Here is a 23,655-nt window from a genome sequence, read left to right on the forward strand (position 1 = left end):
TTCTGTTATTTACAGACTGGCTGAACATCATTCAATAAAGTGACCAGCATTTTTCCAGGTTCTTCAAAAGGAATCAAATGAGCTGAATTTTCAAACCATATTCCCTTTTTAAAAGGAGCTTTTACATTTTGAAGCCATTGAGCTGTAGGTTCTGATGGAGTGGTATAGTCATGTCTTCCCATGAACATAAAAACGGGAATCGGAAATGCTTTAACCTTCTTAAAATCTGTATCAAGAAATTCAGAAAGCACTTTTGAAAGGGTAAATAAACTTCCTTTTCCTATAGCTTCTGCATCATTATATGAATATTCCGGGGATAAGAGCGGAGCCTGAAAAAAATACCTGGAATTGTTTCTGTAGGCAGTTAAACCACCATAATATTGAGGCCATTTTCTTGCAATAATAATTCTCTGCCGGGTAATTGGGGTATTTCCCGGATAGGGTGCTATTGAAGCAAGTTCCTTTAAAGCAGTGTCATTTTTCATTCGGGTAGCTTCTTTTACTGCAAAGTCTACACTTAAACGTTCATTATCTCTGGTATTGATAATCTGCCCGATTCCAACATAAGCATAGAACAGGTCCGGCCTTTTCAGTGCAGCCTTCATAGAGATAATGGTTCCCCAGCTATGCCCTATAAGAAGAACCTTTTTCTTTTTATACTTTTCTTTAATCAATTCGGCAAGTTCTATAGCATCATCTACATATTGATTAATAGTAATCGTATTCTTCAGACTCAGCGTATCATTAGCATTATAGGTCTTACCGGATGCTCTCTGGTCATAGTTTACCACCGTAAAATATTCTTCAACAGGTCTCTGAAACATCCACATCACCGGAGCGATAGGAGAGGCCGGACCACCGTGTACAAATAAAATCACAGGATTTTCTTTATTCTGTCCACGAACATAAACCCATTGCTTGGCACCACCAATAGTGGCTTTATATCTTTCCTGAATTCCGTTCGGACTTACTATAGAATCCAGATCTTTGATGATTTCTCTTGCTTCACGATATTCATCCCCGGGTTTCTGATTCTGCCCGAACACTACAATTGAAAATAATAAAGCAATAATTGATATAATTGGATGTTTCATGATTTGTGTCTAAATAAATTGATTATAAGCACTAAGTTAAAAATATCATTTAGATAATAGGCTGGAAAAAATAAAAGTTAGTTTATGAAATTGAAATAACAATACTTATTTTAGTTATCCATTTGCAATACTTTTTTTTCAGCATCCAGGAATTCATAAACCGGGAAAGCATCACCTTGATTAGTTAATGCAATAATACAAGAATTAGTTTTCAGATCTCTCCAGATTAAGCATCTGAAACCATTCACACCACCTGTATGCATGGCCTGATAGCCTGAAACAAACCAGCCAAAACCATATTCACTGGGTTTTCCATCTTTTAGAATGGGTAATTCATACATAAGCTTAGAATTTTCAAGGTTCAATAACTGACGCTTACTTAAAGCCCTGTCAAATTTGTATAGATCCGATGGAGTAGAATAGAGGCTGCCATCACCTACAGTAAGAAGAAAATAATCGTCAGGCTTTTTATTCATGTCATAACCCTTTGCCATTTTAGCATTGGGAATCGTTTCAGCATCATAAATAAACGAATCTTTCATCTTCAAAGGAGTTAGTATTTTATCCTGAATAAATTGTCCATAAGACTGTTTTGATATTTTTGCTATAATCTCTCCAAGTATAATATACCCACTGTTACTATACTCAAATTGGCTTCCCGAAGGAAAATGTAATCCCGACTGCTTTTTCAGAAAGTTCAAGACATCCAGATTGGTAGTTTTACCTTTATTTAAAATCAAAACATTTTCATAATCTGCCAAACCTGATGTATGATTCAGTAATTGTCGTATAGTTGCATTCCGTGCATACCCTGGAAGATCTTTACTATACAGGCTGGCCTTATCATCATAAGACAATAAGTTTTCCTGCTGCAACAGCATAATCCCAACAGCAGTAAAAGATTTAGTAATGGAAGCTATATAGAATGGTGTATTTTTCGTTACCCTACTTTTGTCTTCAAATCGGTTATAGCCCAAAGCTGTATCGCAAACAACCTTTCCTTCTTTAACAATAAGAACGGTCCCATTAAATTTTCCTTGTTTATAATAGTCAAGAACAATATCTTTTTCTGACTTTTCTTTACAGGAGAAAAAAACTAGGGTTATCAAACTATATATCAATGAAATCCTGAGCATAGAATTGAGCTTTAATATGCAATATGTCAGATATATACATTAAAAGTTACAAAAATTAAAATTGAAAAGTATCAATTGTCCATTTTCTGTTTCTACTATAATTCATTCATTTTCAATTAATTTAAAAAAGCTTATCTTTACGCTAACCAAACAAATCACAATAATATGTCAGTAACACCAGAAGGAGCAAGGAAGGCTCAGCTATCTTTATCCGAAAGAGCCCCCGTCGCTCATGCTGTTCTTTCAGGAGCAGAAAACATTTCAAAATACAGTAATGGAGTATGCCACGATGTGGTTGCTTATGCCCTGTATATGAGAGGAGCCAGCATCAGTCCGGATCAGTTGGCAGGATCGGCGGGCCAGAAATGGTTAGAAACCTTCAACTATTCCGGAGGAAAAAAATGGGATGGATATTCACCTATAGCCAAAGGGAAAGCCATTGGCTTCTATAGACCTATTGATAAGACTTGGTTTCATTCAGCCATTACCACAGGAAACGGCAATGAAATCAGATCAGTTAATGGATTTTCATTAGGTTCTGCATGGTCTGTTCCGGTAGATATGAAATGGGTTCTTGGAAAGATCAATTCTGATGGAACTTTTAATTATGATGGAACTAAAATAGAAGTGTACATATCTCCTTTATAATAGATATCAACAAAAATAAAGCCTCTTTAAAACAACTTTAAAGAGGCTTTTTTATGGTAACTAAATATATTTTTTCTGTGAATATTGATATCTTAATCTCTTAACAGCCATATTCTACATCTTCTATTATTTGATCTTTAAAGCTAAAGCTTACTCCTATATCACCCAGTAAATAATCTGAAAAAGTAATTTCAGTCACAATAGTTTCATCATTCTTAATATGAATATATAAATCCATTATATTCAATCCGTCAAACCATACTTTTCCAACTTTATCCAATTTATTATCAAAGTCAGAACTATTATAAAAATCAATGAGTTCATTCTTAATATTCCCCAACCATTCTATCTGATTGATAAGTTTGTATACCCAATCCGCTTCAATATTTTTTTGCAAATCATTGCTTACAAAAATTGAGACATTAAGCTCTTTATTTTCCAGATTTTTATTTGCAACAAGAATATATTTTACCGTATCTGATATGTTGATTTCAAAACAATCTCCATCCCCTTGCTCAGAAATTAAAATATCATCCCAATACAACTGGGTAAGGTTTTCTATAGACTGCTCAGAAGCCTTTGATTCTTTAAATTCAGCTTTAGCAGTATTAAAAATATGGGGTATATTTTCCAATGTAAGTGTTTATTGGGGTAACAAAACTCAAATGTACTATATTTTTTAGTTTAAAATGGATAATATTATTTTTTGCCACGAATGCCTTTAGATTTGTAAAAGGATTTAGTAATAAATTAGATAATAATTAAATACTGAAGAACCAGAGAAAATAAAGTGAACTAAACGAATGCATAGAAACGAACTATTTCGTGTATCAGACTTTATTTTCTCTTTTGAATATCTGCCATTTAGAATTTTAAGCGTTAGGGCTTATTAAAGGTTTTAGCATGATTCAAAATGGTTCCTTCAGGATTGACCTAAATCCAAAGTTATGAAAACTTATTTTATTGGAATAGATATTTCCAAGGATACATTAGATGTTTGTATTTTAAATGATTCTGATGAGAAAGAGCTGGCATTTAAAGTTAGTAATACAGTTGAAGGTATAGAAGAAATGATAGCCTTAGCTTGCTGTTCTGGAAATGATTCCAGCCATCGATATTGTTTTGAAAATACAGGAAACTATGGACTTCTTTTAGCTAGTTTGTTGGAAGAAAGGCAACTTCTCTACTATCAGGTTCCGGCTTTGGAAATAAAGCTGAGCCAAGGTATTCAAAGAGGAAAGAATGACAAGGTTGATGCCTGGAGAATCGCCAGATATGCAAAAATGCATGAGCAGGAACTTATCCCTTCCGCACTTTCTGAAGAAGTACTTTTTACAATAAAAAATTTTCTTACTTACAGAAATTTTCTAATAAAAGTAAGGACTCAGTTTAAGAACGAAAAAAAGGCTTTTTATCAAGTGAGTAAAATAGCTGATGTAAGCTATGAAATGGAGGAAATAATCCAGCAAATAAAAGCTTTGGATGATAAAATTGCCTCGGTAGAAGAGAAAATAACCAAAATAAAAGGAGTAGGTTTTCTAACAGCTGCTTATATGTTGGTATTAACTGATAATTTTAACAAGTTTCAGAATCCAAGGAAATTTAATTGTTATGCAGGGCTGGCTCCTTTTGAACATACATCAGGTTCAAGCATTAAAGGGAAAACACAAACTAGTAAGCTTAGAAACAGAAGAATAAAAACCGTCCTTTTCAGTGGTGCAAACTCAGCTATAATACACGATCAGGAGCTCAAAGCATACTATAAAAGAAAAAAAGACCAGGGAAAGGCTCATAATTCTATTATTAATGCGGTATGTTGCAAACTGATCTATAGAATATTTGCTGTGGTAAAAAGAGAGGAACCTTTTGTAAATTTAACAAGATATAATTTGCATATGTCTTAGAATACACGAATAAAATAATTGATGAGTAATATCTCGCCTAAGAGCTATGCAACTATGTGGTTTAATTTTTCTAGCCATATATAGAGTTTATACAAATAAAAATATTCGTGCATTCGTAGCAAAAAAAGAGTGGGTAAAAAAAGAAAACCGGACATTTCATCCGGTTTTTTTATTGCTCATTACTGATTAAAAGGTAAGTCTTGGTTTTATCAGTTTCGCTACGGTAGCCGTCCATCCTGTCTGATGGGAAGCTCCTACACCACGTCCGTTATCTCCATGGAAGTACTCAAAGAAGGTAATATAGTCTCTAAAGTGCTCATCATAATTGAATTTTGGATTTCCTCCATTAAAAGCCCTTTGTCCATGTTCGTCTTTTAAGAAGATAGAACAAAGTCTTTTACTGATATTCTGAGCCACTTCATCTAGGTTTTTCTTTTCGCCACTGCCTGTTGGGAATTCTACTTTCAGACTGTTTCCGTAATAATAATGGAAACGTTGTAAACTTTCCACGATCAGGAAGTTGATAGGAAACCAGATAGGCCCACGCCAGTTACTGTTTCCGCCAAACATTCTGCTGTCACTTTCTGCAGGAGTATAATACACTACATTTTCATGACCATGAACAGAGAACACAAAAGGATTTTCTTCGTATACTTTAGACATAGCCCTAATTCCATAAGAACTTAGAAATTCTTTCTCATCAAGCATTCTTGTCAATACTTTAGTCAGTCTGTTTTTACGGAGAATACTCATCAGGTGTTTTCTTCCCTGGCCTTCCTCATCCCAGTGAGAAACAAGCTTGGTGAGTTCTGGTTTATTTTTTAAAATCCATTCCATTCTTGTTTTGAAATTGGGCATCTTTTCCAGAAGGCGATGATCTACAATTTCTACGGCAAATAATGGGATTAATCCAACAATACTTCTCAATCGTAAAGAAACACTGTTTCCATTTCCAAGCTGAAGAACATCATAGAAAAATCCGTCTTCTTCATTCCATAACCCTTTCGTTCCTTCACCCAGATTCTCCATTGCTTCCGCGATATAAAGATAATGCTCAAAGAATTTGATCGCCATATCCTCATATACCTGATAGTATTGAGCAAGTTCCATAGCAATTCGCATCATGTTCAGTGCATACATTGCCATCCAGCTTGTTCCGTCAGCCTGCTCCAGATGTTGACCATCCTCTAAAACAGTATTTCTATCAAAGGCTCCAATATTATCCAATCCAAGGAATCCGCCTCCGAAAATATTCTTTCCGTTTTTATCCTTTCGGTTCACCCACCAGGTGAAATTCAGAAGAAGTTTCTGGAAAACTTTTTCAAGGAATAGTAAGTCAGGCTTACCATTATTTTTTTCATCAATCTTAAAAACCCTGAAGCATGACCATGCATGTACAGGTGGATTTACATCACTCATATTCCATTCATAGGCTGGCAGCTGTCCGTTAGGATGCATATACCATTCTTTGGTCAGAAGTAAAAGCTGTCCTTTGGCAAATTCAGCATCAATGATGGATAAAGGAACACAGTGAAAAGCAAGATCCCAGGTTGCATACCATGGATATTCCCATTTATCAGGCATCGAAATAATATCCTTATTGTGAAGATGGTTCCATTCTGTATTTCTTACATAATCATTAAAGTTTCTCGGTGCTTCAAAGTTCGGATCCCCTTTCAGCCATTTTCCAATATTGTAGTGATAGAACTGTTTATTCCACAAAAGCCCAGCAAAAGCCTGCCTTTGAACATTCCTTTCATCTTCATTGGTAGTATCATTTTGAATATCATTATAAAACTCTTCTGCTTCAGTTTGTCTTGTTGTGAAAATTTCATCAAAACGCTCAAAAGGCTCATCACTTTCATCAGGACATAACCTGAATTCAAAGACCTGGGATTGTCCGGCTCCAATAAGTTCATCAATTAAGAAAGAAGCTTTGGTTCCCTTTTTTTCAGGATTTACCGTATTGCTGTGATGGATGATGAAATCATTGATTCCATCTTTAAAATAAGTGTTTTCTGCCTGTGGGACTCCATAAAGCTTTGGAGTATTGGTTTCATTCTCGCAAAATACACTTTGAGCATTCCTGTTTCTTGAATAAAACTTTTTGATGGAGATACTGTCGTGTCCAATATTGATACTTCCGTCATGTGAAGCATTCATTTCTCCTTTATAGGTATTGTAACCCCATTTCCAGTTATTTCTGAACCATGCAGTAGGTGCTACTACAATAGGAGAGTCATACTGACTTCGGTTACAAACCGTTATTTTGACGAGAATATCATTGTGGTCAGCCTTACAATATTCAATGAAAATATCAAAATAGGCATCATTATCAAAAATCCCTGTATCAAAGATTTCATATTCCGGTTCCTGTTTGCTGCGTCTACCGTTTTCTGCAACAAGTTCATCATAAGGGAATTCATTGATCGGATATTTATAAACCATCTTCATATAGCTATGAGTAGGTGTATTATCCAGATAATAGAAAATTTCCTTGATGTCTTCACCATGGTTTCCCTGTGGATTACTCAATCCAAAGAAGCGTTCCTTAACGATTTTATCCCTTTTATTCCAAAACGAAAGAGCAAAACAGAACAATTGCTTTACATCAGAAATTCCGGCAATACCTTCTTCACCCCAACGGTAGGTATAGCTTTCCGCATTATTATGATTGGTGTAATTCCATGCATTTCCGTTCGGGCTATAATCTTCCCGTACATTTCCCCATTGCCGGTTGCTTACATAAGGTCCCCAGTTTTTCCATTTGGTATCTTGTAATCTTTCTTTTTCGGCGATCATATATCATCATTTTTCCATACGAAGGTAGTTTTTTTGCAAAATAATTCCAATTCCTTTTATCTGAAGAATTATTAATATACTCTTGAAATACTTGTGTTTAAGGGCTTTTTTAAATATTAAATTATTTTTTTTTTGATTTTAAAAGAAAAGAACTACCTTTGCATCATTCGTTCATTCAAATATTGAAAATGTTATCAAGAAAGGTTGAGGGATTAGACCCTATGAAACCTTAGCAACCCTTTGCGCAAGCAAAGAAGGTGCTACGTTCTACCAAAGTAATTTTGGACAGATAACTTACTGAAGTTCTTTTCAGCCATTTCCTGTGGCATTTTCAATTGTATTAAAATTTAATAGAATTGAAAACAGAACTAAACTATATTAATCTTTCGTATCAAACTCATTCCCAAAAGGAATACAATATCTCGTTGAGCTATGAGCTTTTCGGGAAAGACCTGTTTACAGCCCCTGTCATATTAATCAACCATGCCCTTACCGGAAATTCAAACGTATCCGGAGAAAAAGGCTGGTGGAAACAATTGGTAGGCGAAAATCAGATTGTTGATATCAATAAATATACTGTTCTGTGTTTCAACATTCCCGGAAACGGATACGATCATTTTTTAATTGAAAACTATGAAGACTTTACTCCTTCAGATATTGCTAATATATTTCTGAAAGGACTGGAAGCTTTACATATCAAAAACCTATATGCCATTATTGGAGGCTCATTGGGCGGGGGAATCGCATGGGAAATGTTAGCAAAACAACCCAAGCTGGCAGAAATTTTCATCCCTATTGCCTGCGATTACAGAACCCATGATTGGCTGCATGCACAATGTCTGGTTCAGAAATTTTTATTGAATGATAAAGAAGAACCATTACAAAAAGCAAGAATCCATGCCATGCTGTGCTATAGAACTCCGGAATCACTTAACGACAGATTTCAAACTCAATACAATCAGGAAAAACAATGTCTGGAATCGGAAGACTGGCTGGTTTACCATGGCAATGCACTCAACGAGAGATTTAGTTTAAGTGCATACAAGCTGATGAATCATTTGCTGATGAATATAAATACTGATGAAACAGCTCTGGAGAGCATAGAGGCACGAATGCACATGATCTCCGTAGATACAGATTTATTCTTCCCAGCTTCTGAAATCCGAATGTGTTTTGAGAATCTGAAAAAGAAAAAGGAGAATATCTCTTATCACGAGATCCAATCTATACACGGGCATGATGCCTTCCTAATGGAATATCAACAATTAAATAATATCATAAAAAACATTTTATAAGTAATGAAAAATGCTAAAGAAATAAAATTTTTGAAGAACAGATCAATTGTCAAATTTGAAGGAGAAGATTTCTTAGGGGAAATCGGGATTGACGGACGAATTTTTAAAGCGCTTACTTTAGCGCGTATCAGTGTGGGAGTAATTTCCCAGCAAGCCATAGAAAACGGAATTTCCATTTTAGTTCATGAAAATGATGCTGAAAAAGCAGTAGCTTGTCTTATTGATGAGTTTGAAGCAGAAAGAAAATCAGGAAAAGTATCTCAAATATATAGTATCAACAATGTTTCTGTGATCGGTTTTGTAGCAGAAGATTCTAATAAAGTCTTTGCAGAATTGGCAAGAAATAATGTTTTTCCATTGCTTTTAAACCAGGTTGCCGGTGAAAACAGAGTAAACATCGTGGTGACTTCTTCACAGGATGAAAAAACCAGAAACATCATAGAATCTGAGATCTTCAAAAAACCGAAGACCGTTCATTTAGCGATCATAGGCCATGGAAATGTAGGAAAAACATTAATTGAACAGGTTCTTGAATCTTCAGAAGAAATTAAAAGACGTAAAAAAGTAGACCTTAAAGTAGTTGCAGTAGCCAATTCAAAGAAAATAGCATTCAACAAAAAAGGGTTTGATAGTAACTGGTCTGATGAGGTTTTAACAGCAGAACATTCATCAGATGTTCAGGAGTTAATTAATTTTTCCAATGAAAATCAATTGGAAAATCTGATTGTGGTAGACAACACCGCAAGCAAAGACTTTGTTAAAAACTATCATGCATTAGCAGAAAACGGCTTTGATCTGGTTTCTTCCAATAAAATTTTCAACACCCTTCCAATCGAAGAATACCGAAAACTAAGATATACGCTGAGTAAAAATAACAGACGTTATCTGTATGAAACCAATGTAGGAGCAGGTCTTCCGTTAATTGATACCATTAAGTTATTACACCTTTCAGGAGAAAATATCACAAGAATTAAAGGCGTTTTCTCCGGAACATTGAGCTATGTTTTCAACAATTTCTCTCTGAGGGACGATAAGTTTTCCACAATCATCAACGAAGCTCTGGAAAAAGGATACACAGAACCGGATCCAAGAGAAGACCTATCAGGAAATGACGTAGCAAGAAAACTATTGATTTTAGCTAGAGAATTAGACTTGATCAACGAATTCGAAGATATCAACATTCAAAATCTGGTTCCGGAAAGTTTACTTGAGGTTTCAAAACCCGAATTTCTTACAAGATTAGACGAGCTGGATGAAGAATACCAGAAGATCAAAGAAAACCAGGAACCTGGTCATGTATTGCGATATGTAGGAGACCTGCATGGAGATTTACAGAAAGACAAAGGGGAATTGGATGTAAAACTGATTTCTGTTCCTGCAACATCAGCTTTAGGACAATTGAAAGGATCAGATTCCATCTTTGAAATCTATACGGAAAGTTATGGTGAAAACCCAATCGTGATTATGGGAGCTGGAGCCGGAGCACAGGTAACTGCCAGAGGCGTATTCGGAGATATTTTAAGACTAAGTGAAACAAAATAATCGTACAAAATAAATCATGCAATGTATCGAATGATGCTAATCCCGAAGAGATGATTTAACCAAGGATAGAATAAAATTCTATCAAACATAATCACACAGCATTTGTAAAAATATACCCATTTTAAAATAAACGCATTGTAATTAAACATTGGTAAAAACATCATAAGATACATTGCTACATCAATTAAAACTATATGGAAAATTTCGAAACATCAGCAATAAGAACCCAGACGGAGAGATCTCAGTTTGACGAGCATTCTACGCCACTCTATCTTACCTCCAGCTTTATTTTTCAGGATGCTGAAGATATGAGGGCAAGCTTTGCTGAAGAAAAACCTAAAAACCTGTACAGCCGTTTCTCGAACCCTAACGTATCTGAGTTTACAGAGAAGATTGCCAAAATGGAAGGTGCTGAAGCAGGTTATGCTTTTGCAACAGGAATGGCTGCTATCTATTCTACATTTGCAGCTTTGCTAAGTGCCGGAGATCACATCGTAAGCTGCCAGTCGGTTTTTGGTTCTACTCACACCTTATTCACAAAGTATTTCCCAAAATGGAACATTGAGACCTCTTATTTCAAAGCAGAAGATGCCGGGAATGTAGAGCAGTATATAAAACCGAATACAAAGATCTTATACCTTGAAACCCCTACCAATCCTGCGATTGAAATCCTGGATCTGGAGTTTTTCGGACAGATTGCTAAAAAGCATAATCTGATTTTTATTGTAGATAACTGTTTTGCAACTCCTTATCTTCAGCAGCCGATTAAATATGGCGCAGATGTTGTTGTACATTCAGCAACGAAGTTGATTGACGGGCAGGGAAGAGTATTGGGAGGAATCGCAGTCGGAAAAGAAGACCTGATCAGAGAAATCTATCTTTTTGCAAGAAATACAGGACCTGCATTATCTCCTTTTAACGCATGGGTACTATCAAAAAGCCTTGAAACATTGGCGATCAGAGTAGAAAAACATTGTGAGAATGCATTGAAGGTAGCTGAATTTTTAGAAAGTCATCCTAATGTAGAACTCGTTAAATATCCGTTCCTGAAATCCCATCCAAGTTATGAAGTAGCCAAAAAGCAGATGAAGCTTGGTGGAAACATCGTTGCTTTTGAAATAAAAGGAGGAATAGAAGGCGGAAGAAACTTCCTGGATAAGATCCAGATGTGTTCATTGTCTGCCAACTTAGGTGATACAAGAACGATCGTAACCCATCCGGCATCTACTACACACTCTAAACTGTCAGACGAAGAAAGAAACGAAGTAGGAATCACAGCAGGATTAGTTCGTTGTTCAGTAGGCTTAGAAAGCGTAGACGATATTATCGCAGATTTAAAACAAGCTTTAGATTAATCACAAGGAGCCCCAAAGGGGCGATTTAACCCAAGATAGAACGAAGTCCTATCAAACCCAATCAAACTATCATCCTCACTCAACAATTATAAAAGAGATGACAAATATAGAATCACTCAACAAAGCCCTCAAAGAACGCATCCTCGTGTTGGATGGTGCAATGGGAACCATGCTTCAGCGATACAAGTTTGAAGAAGAAGACTATCGTGGTGAACGTTTCAAAGACTGGGAACATCCGGTAAAGGGAAACAATGATCTGCTTTCTCTTACTCAGCCACAGGCGATTGAAGAAGTGCACAAGAAATACCTGGAAGCAGGAGCTGATATCATTGAAACGAATACATTCTCCGGAACTACCATTGCTATGGCAGATTATCACATGGAAGAGCTGGTGTACGATCTGAACTATGAGTCTGCAAAAATTGCCAGAAAAGCCTGTGATGAATATACAGCTAAGACTCCGGATAAACCAAGATTCGTAGCAGGATCAATTGGCCCAACCAACAGAACGGCAAGTTTAAGCCCTGATGTAAATGACCCTGGTTACAGAGCTATTACTTTTGAAGAACTGAGAGTGGCTTACAAACAGCAATGTGAGGCACTATTAGACGGAGGTTCAGACATTCTGTTAGTAGAAACCATCTTTGATACCCTGAATGCTAAGGCTGCTTTGTTTGCGATTGATGAACTTCAGGAAGAAAGAGGAATCAAAATTCCAATCATGGTTTCAGGAACTATTACCGATGCTTCAGGAAGAACTTTGAGCGGACAAACGGCAGAAGCCTTTTTGATTTCTGTTTCCCATCTGAATTTATTAAGTGTTGGCTTTAACTGCGCTTTAGGGGCAGATCAGTTAACACCTTATCTGGAAACACTGGCTCATAACTCAGAATTCTATGTTTCAGCTTATCCGAATGCCGGCTTACCGAATGCCTTTGGAAAATATGATGAGACACCGGAAGATATGGCAAGACAGATCAAAGAATATGCAGAAAAAGGATTAATCAATATTATCGGAGGTTGTTGTGGTACCACTCCGGAACATATCAAGGCGATTGCGGAGCTGGTGGAAAAATATGAACCAAGAAAATTGAAAGAATTTGTGTAATTAGATAGATTTTTTTAATTAAAATCAAGAATAAAGGCTGGATTATAAATATTATCTTTAAGTGAGTCACAAAATTTAATATAATGGAAAAGCCAAGTTATTTAAAAGATTCAGATGACGCCAAATTGTTTAATGAACTGAGAAAGAAAGTAAACCAACGGATAGAAGCTATTTCTGAAAACAGGGATATCTATATTCAGATCAAAGCATTACTGCTGCCACTGATCTATGTTGGTTTATATTTCACTGCTCTCCTTAATGCTGAAAAGTATTGGGTGTATATACTCAGTTTTGTTTTAATGGGAATCTCTCTGGTTTTAATTTATTTAAATCTGATTCACGAAGCAGCCCATAATAACATCTTTAAAAGTAAAAGGCTGAATGGGATGATCCTGCACATTTTTGATTTTATAGGAGCCAATTCCTATATCTGGAAGAAAAGACATATCGCAAGTCACCATGCCTATCCGAATGTAGATGGCTGGGATACCGATATTGAGCAGAGTGGTTTGCTGTTAATAGTGCCTTGGATTAAGGCAAAAGGAGTTCAGAAGTATCAGCATAGGTTTTTCTTTTTAGTATATCCGCTGTATTTATTCAATTGGATGTTTATAAGAGACTTCAGGGACTTTTTTGACAAGGAAAGAGTGATTTTGAAAACTCAGGGAAGAATACCCGCCGTGGAGAAAGTAAAAATGGTGAGTTATAAGTTGTTTTACTTTTTTTATCAGATTGTGATTCCTATTGTGTTCTTTAAAGTATCAATAGGACTGGCTTTAGGAGCTTGGTTTTTGCAGGTTATTGCAGCGAGTGTTTTTGCACTGTTTGTTTTATTGCCTTTGCATCCGCTTCCTGACAATGCCTTTCCAAGATTGAATAAAAAGAATGGAATTCCATTCAGCTGGCTCCGTCACCAGTTTGAAGTGACCAACGATTTACAGGAAAATAACTGGTTGGTAAGAAATGTATTAGGAAATTTTAATTTTCATGTGGCACATCACCTCTTTCCTAACTACAGTTATATGTATTATAACGAAATTACTGAGGAGATAGAAAAATTTGCTAACGAACATGGCTTAGCATACAAAAGATTTCCGCTGTTCACTGCTTTAGGCAAGCACAGAGATTTATTGAGGCAGAATGCCAATAATGCCTACTATATTTTAGAAGAATAAAATGAAATATTTAAGATTATCAGGCCTTGAGCCTCTTATCATAACGCCGGAAAGTAATTTCATCAACGTTGGTGAAAGAACCAATGTTGCCGGTTCCAAAAAATTTTTAAGACTCATCAAAGATGAAAAATTCTCTGAAGCATTAGACATTGCCCGCCATCAGGTAGAAGGAGCGGCACAGATACTTGATGTCAATTTTGATGACGGATTGATTGATGGAAAAGAATGCATGGTCAAATTTCTGAACTTAATAGCATCAGAACCCGATATTGCAAGAATTCCAATTATGGTAGACTCTTCCAAATGGGAAATCCTGGAAGCAGGTCTACAGGTAGCACAGGGAAAATGTGTGGTAAACTCCATCAGCTTAAAAGAAGGAGAAGAAGAATTTATCAAACATGCCAAAGCCATCAAAAGATATGGTGCGGCAATGATTGTAATGGCATTTGATGAGGTAGGACAAGCTGACAATTTTGAAAGGAGAATTGAAATCTCAAAACGATCTTATGATATCCTGGTAAACCAGATCGGGTTCCCGGCAGAAGATATCATTTTCGACTTAAATATCTTCCCGGTAGCAACAGGAATGGATGAGCATAGAAAAAATGCGATCGACTTTATTGAAGCTACGCGTTGGGTAAGACAGAATCTTCCTTATGCATCCGTGAGTGGAGGAGTAAGCAACGTTTCCTTCTCATTCCGTGGAAATGATACTGTAAGAGAAGCCATGCACTCCGTATTCCTTTACCATGCCATTCAGGCCGGGATGAATATCGGTATTGTAAATCCTGCGATGCTGGAAGTTTATGATGAGATTAATAAAGAATTGCTGGAACTTGTAGAAGATGTAATCCTCGATAAGAGAGAAGACGCTACAGAAAGACTTCTTGATTACACCGAAAAACATAAATCAGTTAAGAAAGAAAAGGTTGAAGATCTGGAATGGAGAAACAATCCTTTGCAGGAAAGAATTACCTATGCCTTGGTAAAAGGAATTGACCGTTTTATTGAAGAAGATGTAGAAGAAGCCAGGCAGGTAGCTGCAAAACCCCTTCATGTTATTGAAATCAATCTGATGACCGGAATGGGCGTTGTGGGTGATTTATTTGGAAGTGGGAAAATGTTCCTGCCGCAGGTAGTGAAATCAGCAAGGGTAATGAAAAAAGCAGTTGCCTATTTACAGCCTTATATTGAAGCTGAAAAAGACGGATCAAGACCAGCTAATGGAAAAATACTGATGGCTACCGTTAAAGGTGACGTTCATGATATTGGAAAAAATATTGTGAGTGTAGTCTTGGGTTGTAATAACTACGAAATCGTAGACCTTGGTGTAATGGTTCCTGCCGAAAAAATTATTCAGACAGCCATTGCAGAAAAAGTAGATGTTATCGGATTAAGTGGATTGATTACACCAAGTCTGGATGAAATGGTATACATCGCTTCAGAATTGGAAAGACAGAATTTAGATTTTCCGCTACTGATTGGAGGTGCAACCACTTCAAAAGCACACACCGCAGTGAAAATCGATTTAAAATATAAAAATGCAGTCGTTCACGTTAATGATGCCTCAAGAGCGGTAAACGTGGTAAGCTCATTATTGGGAGATCGAAATAAAGAATATGTTTCAGATTTGAAGAACGACTATTCTGATTTCAGAGAGAAGTTTTTAAATAGACAGGTTGATAAAGATTATGTTTCCATTAAAGAAGCCAGAGAAAATCGTTTCAAAATAGATTGGGAAAACGAAGAAATCTTCACACCGAATAATTTAGGAATAACTGTAATCGAAAATCAGGATTTAAGAGAATTATTACCATTCGTTGACTGGTCTCCATTCTTCAGAAGTTGGGATCTTCACGGTAAATACCCGAATATCCTGGAAGATGAGGTGGTAGGAGTGCAGGCAAAAGAACTCTTCAAAGATGCACAGGTGATCTTAAAGAGAATTCTGGATGAAAAGCTTTTAACAGCAAAAGCAATCTTTGGAATCTTTAAAGCTAACTCCAATGAAACGGATGATATTCTGATTTTTGATGAAGATAATAACGAAAAGGTTAAGTTTTTAACCCTAAGACAACAGGCTCAAAGGTCAAAAGGAAAAGACTATCTGGCATTAAGTGATTTCATTGCCCCACAAAGTTCAGGAAAGATAGACTATATGGGAGCATTTTGTGTAACCACAGGTTTCGGAACCGATGAATTGGCAGAAGAATATGAAAAAGCCAATGATGATTACAATGCCATCATGGTAAAAGCACTGGCAGACCGTTTTGCAGAAGCTTATGCAGAATTTCTACATAAAAAAGTAAGAACGGAATATTGGGGCTATGCCGTTCAGGAAGAATTAAGCAATGAAGAACTGATTGCAGAAAAATACAAAGGAATCCGCCCTGCACCGGGATATCCGGCTTGTCCTGACCATTTGGAAAAACATGCGATCTGGGATTTATTGAAAGTTGAAGAAAATATTGGAGTGTATTTGACAGAAAGTCTGGCAATGTTCCCGACAGCAGCTGTTTCAGGATATTATTTCGGAAGTCCGCATGCAAAATATTTCGGACTGGGAAAAATCGCAGAAGACCAATTAAAAGAATACTCAGAGAGAAAAGGAATTTCTCTACAAGAGGCGAGAAAGTGGTTGTCACCAAATTTAGCAGATTAATACGATGAGATCTTTAATTAAATATTTGGAACTTAAAACAGGTTTTGCTGATGATGGCCCTGCCTGGATTGCAAAAGTGGAATTTTCTAAAAGCAAAAAGTCTATTTATTTCAATGATAGATGCCTGATGGGAAATGGCCATGGAAATTGTCAGGATATTGAAACTGATGAAGTTTTTTGGGTATCCGGTATTAAGAAAAATGGAGATGATAGACATTCTTGTGGCTCAGGTAAAATATTCATTGACAGGAATATCATTGATGATTATTTAGAAATTATTGGTAGAAATGAGCTCGACACAACAAAATTTACTGTAATTGATATAAAGAAAACTCAAAAGTCAAGATTTACAGACATTCAAAATAGTAATTTTTCTGCTGTTACTACTTTAGGTGATTTTTACGATTTATCAGAGCTGAGTGAAAAAGAATTGTTAGAAACAATAAATTATCTTAAAAGAAAGGAATCGTACACCCAAAATAAATTTTTAACTCAAAAAATAGTAGAAGCCGAAAGGTATTTAAAGAGTATTCAAGAAGAAAAGAGATTTATTTAAGAGAAGAGAGAATGGGGGAGCCCTAATCTGGTAGATTTAATTTTAATTAAAAATCCAAAATCTTCACTCAAAACCATCAACTATAATAAAATGAAGATAACAGAACATATAAAAAGCGCAAATGGGAAAACACTATTCTCCTTAGAAGTGGTTCCGCCACAAAAGGGAATTGGTATTGAAGACCTATATACGAATATAGATCCGTTGATGGAATTCAAACCTCCATTCATTGATGTTACCACTTCAAGAGAAGAATATATTTATTTAGATAAAGGAAATGGACTGATGGAACGCCGTATCACAAGAATGCGCCCGGGAACATTGGGTATCTGTGCGGCAATTCAACATAAATATAATGTAGATACTGTTCCACACTTACTATGTGGAGGTTTTACCAAAGAAGAAACAGAATATCTTTTGGTGGATTGTATGTACCTTGGTATTGATAATGTGATGGCATTAAGAGGAGATGCAATGAAAGGACATCAGTATTTCGAACCTACTCAGGGTGGTCATGCCAGTGCCATGGATCTGGTAGATCAAATCAACAATCTTGGAAGAGGAAAATATCTTCACAACGAAGAACAGGTTTGTGATGAACTTAATAAATTCTGCATTGGAGTAGCAGGCTATCCTGAAAAGCATATGGAAGCCCCTTCTATGAACTATGACCTGAAATGGCTGAAGCAAAAAGTAGATGCCGGAGCAGATTATATTGTCACTCAAATGTTTTTTGACAATAAAAAGTATATTGAATTCGTTCAGAAAGCAAGAGAGATGGGAATTACCGTTCCAATTATCCCAGGAATTAAGCCTATAGCTACGAAGAAACATTTGAAAATCCTGCCTCAGGTATTCAAAATAGATCTTCCTGAAGAGCTTATCAATGAAGTGGAGAATGCAAAAAATAATGAAGCCGTTAAGCAGATCGGAGTAGAATGGGCCATTGCCCAGTGCAAAGAACTTCTGGATTTTGGAGTTCCAGTTTTACACTTTTACTCAATGGGGAAAAGTGATAACATCAAAAAAGTAGCCGGTGAGCTATTCTAATAAAAGTACCAAAAATGAAAGTAGTCCTGTCTTAAACGACAGGGCTTTTTATTTTATCAGAATCATAAATAGAAAAACTTCAATCGGAAATGAAAAACAGATAAAAAGAACCAGCTGTAGGTTACACACTCGCTTAGAAAGAATCAACAAAGTTGATTCGACCTTCGCTCTCTCAAAAATAGAACAGCAGCAAATAAAACTTTGCGTCAAATCATCTAAAGCATCCAGAAAAAAGTAAACTAAACCTTTAGTCAATCACCACACTTCAATTACTCCCATCTTCCAGCCTCCATCTTCCTTCCTAAAGAATTACATGCCTCTCAAACTCCTTGTTCCTATCAAATAAATATCGATAAGTAGCAAGTTTCCTCGTCACAGTAGTATCAAGAGTTTCCGCAATCTTAATCATTTTAGGATTAAAATCACCAATCCACTGAAGCTCAGTAATCGTAAAATCAGTATGTTTTCTTAAATGCTGTGTGCCTTCCCAGATCATATACCCATCAATCCCTTTCTTTTGCCATTCAGGAACCACACCGAAGACAAGACCCACCATTTTTTCATTCTTTTTAAATCGCTTTAAAAATAAAAACTTAAGCTTTTCAAAAACTCCAAACTTTCCGTTGAGGTATTTAAACCACTGGTTGAGGTCCGGAAGATTGATCCACATGGCGATAGGCTGATTATTTTCATACACAAACCATGAGATATGTTCATTCATGATAGGCTTCATAGTGTTGAACATTTTCAGAACCTTGCCTTCTTCCAATTGCTTTCCTTCCCCATGAGCCGCCCATGCTTTATTGTAAACCTCTGTAAAGTCTTTAGCAAACTTAGGAAGATTATTCTTTTTCATAGGTTGAGCAGAAATGGCCGGATTTCTCCTGTTTTTCTCGTGAGCAATGGTAAAAATGCGCGAAACTTCAGCAAATACAGGTCTGGTAAAACAAAGCTGTTCAAAATAGATCTGAAACCCGTAATTTTCAAAAAGATCTTTGTAATAAGGAAAATTATAATTCATTCCATACAAAGGCTCTATAAACCCCTCAATCAAAAGTCCCCAGAACTTATCCCTTTCTCCGAAATTGATTGGTCCATCCATGGCTTCCATCCCTCTTTCCTGAAGCCAGCTTTTACAATGATCAAAAATGATATTGGCAGTTTCCTGATCGTTAATACAGTCAAAAAATCCGAAACCTCCGGTAGGTTGCACCTGTTCATAACAATTGTTAATAAAAACAGCTACTTTTCCAACCGTCTTATTGTCTTTTTTAAATAGAAATCTTTTACACTCTCCATTCTTGAAAAACTTATTCTTTTCAGGATTAAAAATCTCCTCAATGTGTTTATCTAAAGGGCGGATATAATTTTTGTCGTGTTGATAAAGTTGTGCGGGAAATTCCAGAAATTCCTTTTGGTGGTCTTTGTTTTGTACTTCTTCGACAATAATCATATAGTTTTAATCAGAGTAGGTTATAAAAGATAATGATTTTCGCCCCATTTGAAATATAGGAAACGATATTATCCGTATTTTTGCTGCAAATTAAATAAAAATGGTTGATTTTACTGATAACGACGATGATATTTTCACAGGAAAAGAACATACGCCTATAAGGGAAGATGCTTTTGATAAATCGCCACAGGAAAAAATAGAAAAAATTACTGAGCTTTTTGGAGAAATTATGGAGACTTTAGGATTAGATATGACAGATGACTCCCTAAAAGATTCTCCAAAACGTGTTGCCAAAATGTATGTGAACGAGATTTTCGGAGGACTTCTTCCTGAAAACAAACCGGGTATCTCTACATTTTCCAATAAATATAAATACCGTCAGATGTTGGTGGAAAAAGATATCACTGTATATTCTTTTTGTGAACACCATTTCTTACCCATTATAGGAAGAGCACACGTTGCTTATATTTCCAACGGAGAAGTAATCGGTCTTTCAAAAATTAACAGGATTGTTGATTACTATGCAAAAAGACCACAGGTTCAGGAAAGACTGACAATGCAGATTGTAGAAGCTCTGAAAGAAGCATTAGGAACAAAAAATGTAGCATGTATCATTGATGCGAAGCACCTTTGTGTAAACTGCAGAGGAATTAAAGACACGGCAAGTTCTACCATTACAGCAGAACTAAGCGGAATCTTCAGAACAAATCCAATTACAAGACAGGAATTCTTACATTACGTAGGAAGTCATGCCAAATTAGACTAATCCATGAACTGCCAGATCCTTAAAAATAGTATAGATGCAGAACTTCAGAGGTTCCGGACAATTTCTGAAGAAGAGTGGACTTACAAGGCTACGCCGGAAAAATGGTCCAAAAAAGAAATTATTGGCCATCTTTGTGACAGTGCTTTTACAAATATCCGTAGATTTGTAGTCACTCAATATAAAGAGAACGAGAATATCGTATACGATCAGAACGCTTGGGTAAAGGCTCAGAACTATCAGAATGTTCCAACGGCAGAGTTAATCAACCTTTGGAAAGCTTTGAACGATCAGGTTGTTCATATTGTAGAAAATATTCCTGATGAAGCATTACAGAGAACTTGTGATACCTCCAAAACAGAACCTCAGGTTTTTACCCTGGAGTTTATTATTAAGGATTACGTAGAACATTTGCAGCATCATTTAGAATCGATTTAATTATGATAAAATTTAAAAAAGTTTCACATAAAATCTTTATCACAACAATTATTTGTTGTGACAGATCTTTATTTTAACTAATTTTTGAATCTTAAAACTATTGAATCTTTTAACAAAAAATAAATGCAACTAAAAATATACAACTCGCTTACAGCGGAAAAAGAAATATTCAAACCCATCTTAGAAGGAAACGTAGGAATGTACGTCTGCGGACCTACAGTGTACAGCAATGTGCATTTGGGGAACGTAAGAACTTTCCTGTCTTTCGATTTTATCTATCGTACCCTAATGCATTTAGGATATAAGGTAAGATATGTAAGAAACATTACCGATGCAGGACACCTTACTGATGACGGAGATGTAAATAACGATAGATTCGTTAAGCAAACTCGTCTTGAAAAATTAGAACCCATGGAAATTGTACAAAAATACACTGTAGATTTCCATAAAGTTTTAGAGATGTTCAACCTGCTTCCTCCAAACATCGAACCTACAGCAACAGGTCACATTGTAGAACAGATTGAGCTGACTCAGAAACTAATAGATACAGGTTTCGCTTACGAAAGCAATGGTTCTGTATATTTCGATGTATTGGAATACAATAAAAGAGGGTTAAACTACGGTGAACTTTCAAAACGTAATATAGAAGAGCTTTTTGCTAATACCCGTGATCTTGACGGACAGGGGGAGAAAAAGAATCCACAGGATTTTGCCCTTTGGAAAAAAGCATCTCCGGCGCATATCATGAGATGGAACTCTCCTTGGGGAGAAGGTTTCCCGGGATGGCACCTTGAATGTACAGCTATGAGTACTAAATATTTAGGTGAAACTTTTGACATCCACGGAGGAGGAATGGATCTGAAATTCCCGCACCACGAATGTGAAATTGCTCAGGGAAAAGCTTGCAATGGTGCTGCACCGGTACATTACTGGATGCATGCCAATATGCTGACGATGAATTCCCAGCGTATGAGTAAATCTACGGGGAACTATATACTTCCAATGCAGTTGGTAACAGGTGATAATGATTTTTTTGAAAAACCTTTCCACCCGTCAATTGTACGTTTCTGCTTCCTGCAGGCACATTACAGAAGTGTTTTAGACATTTCTAATGATGCCATGATCGCCAGCGAAAAAGGATTTATCAGATTGATGGAAGCTGTGAAAGTATTGAATTCCATTACTCCTGATGACAATAAAGAATCCGCATTCAGCCTTACAGAATGGAAAAACAAATGTTATGATGCATTAACAGATGATTTCAACTCTCCAATTCTGATCGCTCACTTATTTGAAGCCGTAAAATACATTTTCGCTTTAAATGATGGGAAAGAAACCATCTCAACAGCAGATCTTGAAGATTTAAAGTCAACATTGAATGCCTTTATCTTTGATGTTTTGGGATTGCAGACTGTAGAAGAAAACAATAATGAGAAATTAGATCAGACCTTAAAAGTTTTGATCGAGTTGAGAAATCAGGCAAGAAAATCCAAAAACTTTGACCTTTCAGACCAGATCAGAGATAAATTGCTTGCTGAAGGCATAGAATTAAAAGACGGAAGAGACGGAACATCCTACGTTCTGAACTAAAAATATAAACTTCGGTTTTACAATCATTCCGTAAGAAACCTGCTATAAAGGATTCTTACGGAATTTTTTTATTCCCTTCTTTGAAAGCTTCCTTACCTAAATAAAGATTTTATAGTTTTTCTTTTATAAATTTTTCTATTCTTCACCTTTCACTCTTTCATATATATTCGTTCTTTCCAACTCTAGCCCGCTCATACCCTCAAACTCATTGAGGAGCTTAATCCCGCTATCCACTCATACTCCTCGTGCCACACACTCCTACACCCAAACCCTTCTACGCTCCAACCCATACTGTGGGGTAACCGTTTCTATCGGGGCTAGGGTAGGGGACCGATTTATAAATGATGAATAAATAATAGATAATAGGTTGGCATCAATTAATATCCTTACCTATTATCCATAAGTGATGGCTTCTATCATTCCCATCCTTTGGAGGGGTGTCAAAAATTCAAAGAATTTTTGACGGGGTGGTAATCTAGTCATTTCTGCTCTATGAAAGTTCTGTGAAAATCTGTGTTAGCTGTGGTTAAAAATAATAAATATAATCTTTCATCTTCCCGTCTTTCCTGTAAAACCACATTTAATACGGTACATTGTGTAGCAACTCTATTGCTAACACTCCGCTAATCCATCATTTCTGTCATCCTGTAATGAACCAGACAACATTATCTCCATAGTAATAAAGTATCCCTCGAATCAATTCCGTTTTTCCCTACTATATAATATATACTCTCTGTTTTTCTTACGGGCATAAGCTCATCAGTAGGAGCTGGTAATAATCCTGAGCTTAGCTGAAGGAAGTCCGCTCAAATAAAATAAACACGCTTCCACTAGCTTTAGCCAAAACTTATTTGCTTACTATATATAGATTTCACCTCCTACATATAATATAGATAATGCATCTATATTGTAATTGATGTATAGAATAACCGGTTATATAGTCCTCAAAACGGGATTTCACCTCTTTCAAAAAACAATTCCACCATTGTGGATAAGTATACTTTATAATTTAAATATGATTATATCAATAAGTTAATGTATAAACTTACCCACAATTGTAATATTGGTGTAAACTTTATGTTAA

The 23,655-nt window shown here is 36.1% G+C and carries 18 protein-coding genes and 1 riboswitch; of the genes, 13 read left to right on the forward strand and 5 right to left on the reverse strand.

Features of this window, described 5'->3' with window-relative positions:
* Window positions 1-5 precede the first annotated feature (5 nt).
* Entirely contained in the window at window positions 6-1,094 is a 1,089-nt protein-coding gene (locus tag DRF65_RS22210; protein WP_115972927.1) for an alpha/beta fold hydrolase, read from the reverse strand.
* Between the two features lie 110 nt (window positions 1,095-1,204).
* On the reverse strand, window positions 1,205-2,203 hold the full coding sequence (locus tag DRF65_RS22215; RefSeq protein ID WP_228438886.1) for a serine hydrolase domain-containing protein: 999 nt from the start codon (window positions 2,201-2,203) through the stop codon (window positions 1,205-1,207).
* Between the two features lie 192 nt (window positions 2,204-2,395).
* Between DRF65_RS22215 and DRF65_RS22220 the strand changes: the two genes are divergently transcribed.
* Window positions 2,396-2,878, forward strand: a complete 483-nt coding sequence (locus DRF65_RS22220; protein ID WP_115972929.1) for a hypothetical protein — start codon at window positions 2,396-2,398, stop codon at window positions 2,876-2,878.
* A gap of 100 nt (window positions 2,879-2,978) precedes the next feature.
* Here the strand turns inward: DRF65_RS22220 and DRF65_RS22225 are convergent, their stop codons facing one another.
* Window positions 2,979-3,512, reverse strand: a complete 534-nt coding sequence (locus DRF65_RS22225; RefSeq protein WP_115972930.1) for a hypothetical protein — start codon at window positions 3,510-3,512, stop codon at window positions 2,979-2,981.
* 313 nt (window positions 3,513-3,825) lie between these two features.
* Here DRF65_RS22225 and DRF65_RS22230 point away from each other — a divergent pair, with 313 nt between their 5' ends.
* Complete coding sequence (locus DRF65_RS22230; RefSeq protein ID WP_115972931.1) at window positions 3,826-4,782, forward strand: IS110 family RNA-guided transposase; 957 nt, start codon at window positions 3,826-3,828, stop codon at window positions 4,780-4,782.
* 186 nt (window positions 4,783-4,968) lie between these two features.
* On the opposite strand, the gene DRF65_RS22235 is transcribed toward DRF65_RS22230, so the two are convergent.
* Window positions 4,969-7,584, reverse strand: coding sequence for an MGH1-like glycoside hydrolase domain-containing protein (locus DRF65_RS22235; protein WP_115972932.1), 2,616 nt, complete (start codon window positions 7,582-7,584; stop codon window positions 4,969-4,971).
* 188 nt (window positions 7,585-7,772) lie between these two features.
* Window positions 7,773-7,880: riboswitch (SAM riboswitch) on the forward strand.
* A gap of 60 nt (window positions 7,881-7,940) precedes the next feature.
* Between DRF65_RS22235 and DRF65_RS22240 the strand changes: the two genes are divergently transcribed.
* From DRF65_RS22240 to metF, 8 genes are all read left to right on the forward strand, one after another.
* Window positions 7,941-8,879: an alpha/beta fold hydrolase gene (locus DRF65_RS22240; RefSeq protein WP_115972933.1), complete on the forward strand. Its 939-nt coding sequence runs from the start codon at window positions 7,941-7,943 to the stop codon at window positions 8,877-8,879.
* Window positions 8,880-8,882: 3 nt separating this feature from the next.
* Window positions 8,883-10,421 (forward strand): ACT domain-containing protein, encoded by a 1,539-nt coding sequence (locus DRF65_RS22245; RefSeq protein ID WP_115972934.1) that lies wholly within the window; start codon window positions 8,883-8,885, stop codon window positions 10,419-10,421.
* A gap of 194 nt (window positions 10,422-10,615) precedes the next feature.
* Window positions 10,616-11,776 carry an O-succinylhomoserine sulfhydrylase gene (locus DRF65_RS22250; RefSeq protein WP_115972935.1) on the forward strand — a complete coding sequence of 387 codons (1,161 nt, stop codon included), beginning with the start codon at window positions 10,616-10,618 and terminating at the stop codon, window positions 11,774-11,776.
* Window positions 11,777-11,873: 97 nt separating this feature from the next.
* Window positions 11,874-12,884 carry a homocysteine S-methyltransferase family protein gene (locus DRF65_RS22255; RefSeq protein ID WP_068940187.1) on the forward strand — a complete coding sequence of 337 codons (1,011 nt, stop codon included), beginning with the start codon at window positions 11,874-11,876 and terminating at the stop codon, window positions 12,882-12,884.
* 83 nt (window positions 12,885-12,967) lie between these two features.
* Window positions 12,968-14,059 (forward strand): fatty acid desaturase family protein, encoded by a 1,092-nt coding sequence (locus DRF65_RS22260; protein ID WP_115972936.1) that lies wholly within the window; start codon window positions 12,968-12,970, stop codon window positions 14,057-14,059.
* A 1-nt stretch (window position 14,060) separates the two neighbouring features.
* Window positions 14,061-16,721, forward strand: a complete 2,661-nt coding sequence (metH, locus tag DRF65_RS22265) for a methionine synthase (protein WP_115972937.1) — start codon at window positions 14,061-14,063, stop codon at window positions 16,719-16,721.
* 25 nt (window positions 16,722-16,746) lie between these two features.
* Window positions 16,747-17,277, forward strand: a complete 531-nt coding sequence (locus tag DRF65_RS22270) for a hypothetical protein (RefSeq protein WP_185148481.1) — start codon at window positions 16,747-16,749, stop codon at window positions 17,275-17,277.
* Between the two features lie 90 nt (window positions 17,278-17,367).
* Window positions 17,368-18,327 (forward strand): methylenetetrahydrofolate reductase [NAD(P)H], encoded by a 960-nt coding sequence (metF, locus tag DRF65_RS22275; RefSeq protein WP_115972938.1) that lies wholly within the window; start codon window positions 17,368-17,370, stop codon window positions 18,325-18,327.
* Window positions 18,328-18,628: 301 nt separating this feature from the next.
* On the opposite strand, the gene DRF65_RS22280 is transcribed toward metF, so the two are convergent.
* Entirely contained in the window at window positions 18,629-19,780 is a 1,152-nt protein-coding gene (locus DRF65_RS22280) for a hypothetical protein (RefSeq protein WP_115972939.1), read from the reverse strand.
* Between the two features lie 100 nt (window positions 19,781-19,880).
* Between DRF65_RS22280 and folE the strand changes: the two genes are divergently transcribed.
* The 3 genes from folE (at window position 19,881) to cysS (ending at window position 22,571) form a co-directional block, all read left to right on the forward strand.
* A complete protein-coding gene (gene folE, locus DRF65_RS22285) occupies window positions 19,881-20,546 on the forward strand; it encodes a GTP cyclohydrolase I FolE (RefSeq protein WP_045490962.1) in 666 nt (221 codons plus the stop codon).
* 3 nt (window positions 20,547-20,549) lie between these two features.
* The gene (locus tag DRF65_RS22290; protein WP_115972940.1) at window positions 20,550-20,981 is read left to right on the forward strand and encodes a DinB family protein; all 432 of its coding nucleotides are present in this window, start codon (window positions 20,550-20,552) and stop codon (window positions 20,979-20,981) included.
* Window positions 20,982-21,104: 123 nt separating this feature from the next.
* Entirely contained in the window at window positions 21,105-22,571 is a 1,467-nt protein-coding gene (gene cysS / locus DRF65_RS22295; protein WP_115972941.1) for a cysteine--tRNA ligase, read from the forward strand.
* Window positions 22,572-23,655: the final 1,084 nt, after the last annotated feature.

Source organism: Chryseobacterium pennae, from assembly GCF_003385515.1.
In the GTDB taxonomy this organism is placed as follows: domain Bacteria; phylum Bacteroidota; class Bacteroidia; order Flavobacteriales; family Weeksellaceae; genus Chryseobacterium; species Chryseobacterium pennae.

Bases quoted from the DNA above. Each gene is read 5' to 3' on its own strand.
- metF (WP_115972938.1), top strand. From the start codon at position 17,368: ATGAAGATAACAGAACATATAAAAAGCGCAAATGGGAAAACACTATTC.
- DRF65_RS22255 (WP_068940187.1), top strand. From the start codon at position 11,874: ATGACAAATATAGAATCACTCAACAAAGCCCTCAAAGAACGCATCCTC.
- DRF65_RS22235 (WP_115972932.1), bottom strand. From the start codon at position 7,584: ATGATCGCCGAAAAAGAAAGATTACAAGATACCAAATGGAAAAACTGG.
- DRF65_RS22245 (WP_115972934.1), top strand. From the start codon at position 8,883: ATGAAAAATGCTAAAGAAATAAAATTTTTGAAGAACAGATCAATTGTC.
- DRF65_RS22220 (WP_115972929.1), top strand. From the start codon at position 2,396: ATGTCAGTAACACCAGAAGGAGCAAGGAAGGCTCAGCTATCTTTATCC.
- DRF65_RS22230 (WP_115972931.1), top strand. From the start codon at position 3,826: ATGAAAACTTATTTTATTGGAATAGATATTTCCAAGGATACATTAGAT.
- folE (WP_045490962.1), top strand. From the start codon at position 19,881: ATGGTTGATTTTACTGATAACGACGATGATATTTTCACAGGAAAAGAA.
- metH (WP_115972937.1), top strand. From the start codon at position 14,061: ATGAAATATTTAAGATTATCAGGCCTTGAGCCTCTTATCATAACGCCG.
- DRF65_RS22280 (WP_115972939.1), bottom strand. From the start codon at position 19,780: ATGATTATTGTCGAAGAAGTACAAAACAAAGACCACCAAAAGGAATTT.
- DRF65_RS22290 (WP_115972940.1), top strand. From the start codon at position 20,550: ATGAACTGCCAGATCCTTAAAAATAGTATAGATGCAGAACTTCAGAGG.
- DRF65_RS22260 (WP_115972936.1), top strand. From the start codon at position 12,968: ATGGAAAAGCCAAGTTATTTAAAAGATTCAGATGACGCCAAATTGTTT.
- DRF65_RS22210 (WP_115972927.1), bottom strand. From the start codon at position 1,094: ATGAAACATCCAATTATATCAATTATTGCTTTATTATTTTCAATTGTA.
- DRF65_RS22250 (WP_115972935.1), top strand. From the start codon at position 10,616: ATGGAAAATTTCGAAACATCAGCAATAAGAACCCAGACGGAGAGATCT.
- cysS (WP_115972941.1), top strand. From the start codon at position 21,105: ATGCAACTAAAAATATACAACTCGCTTACAGCGGAAAAAGAAATATTC.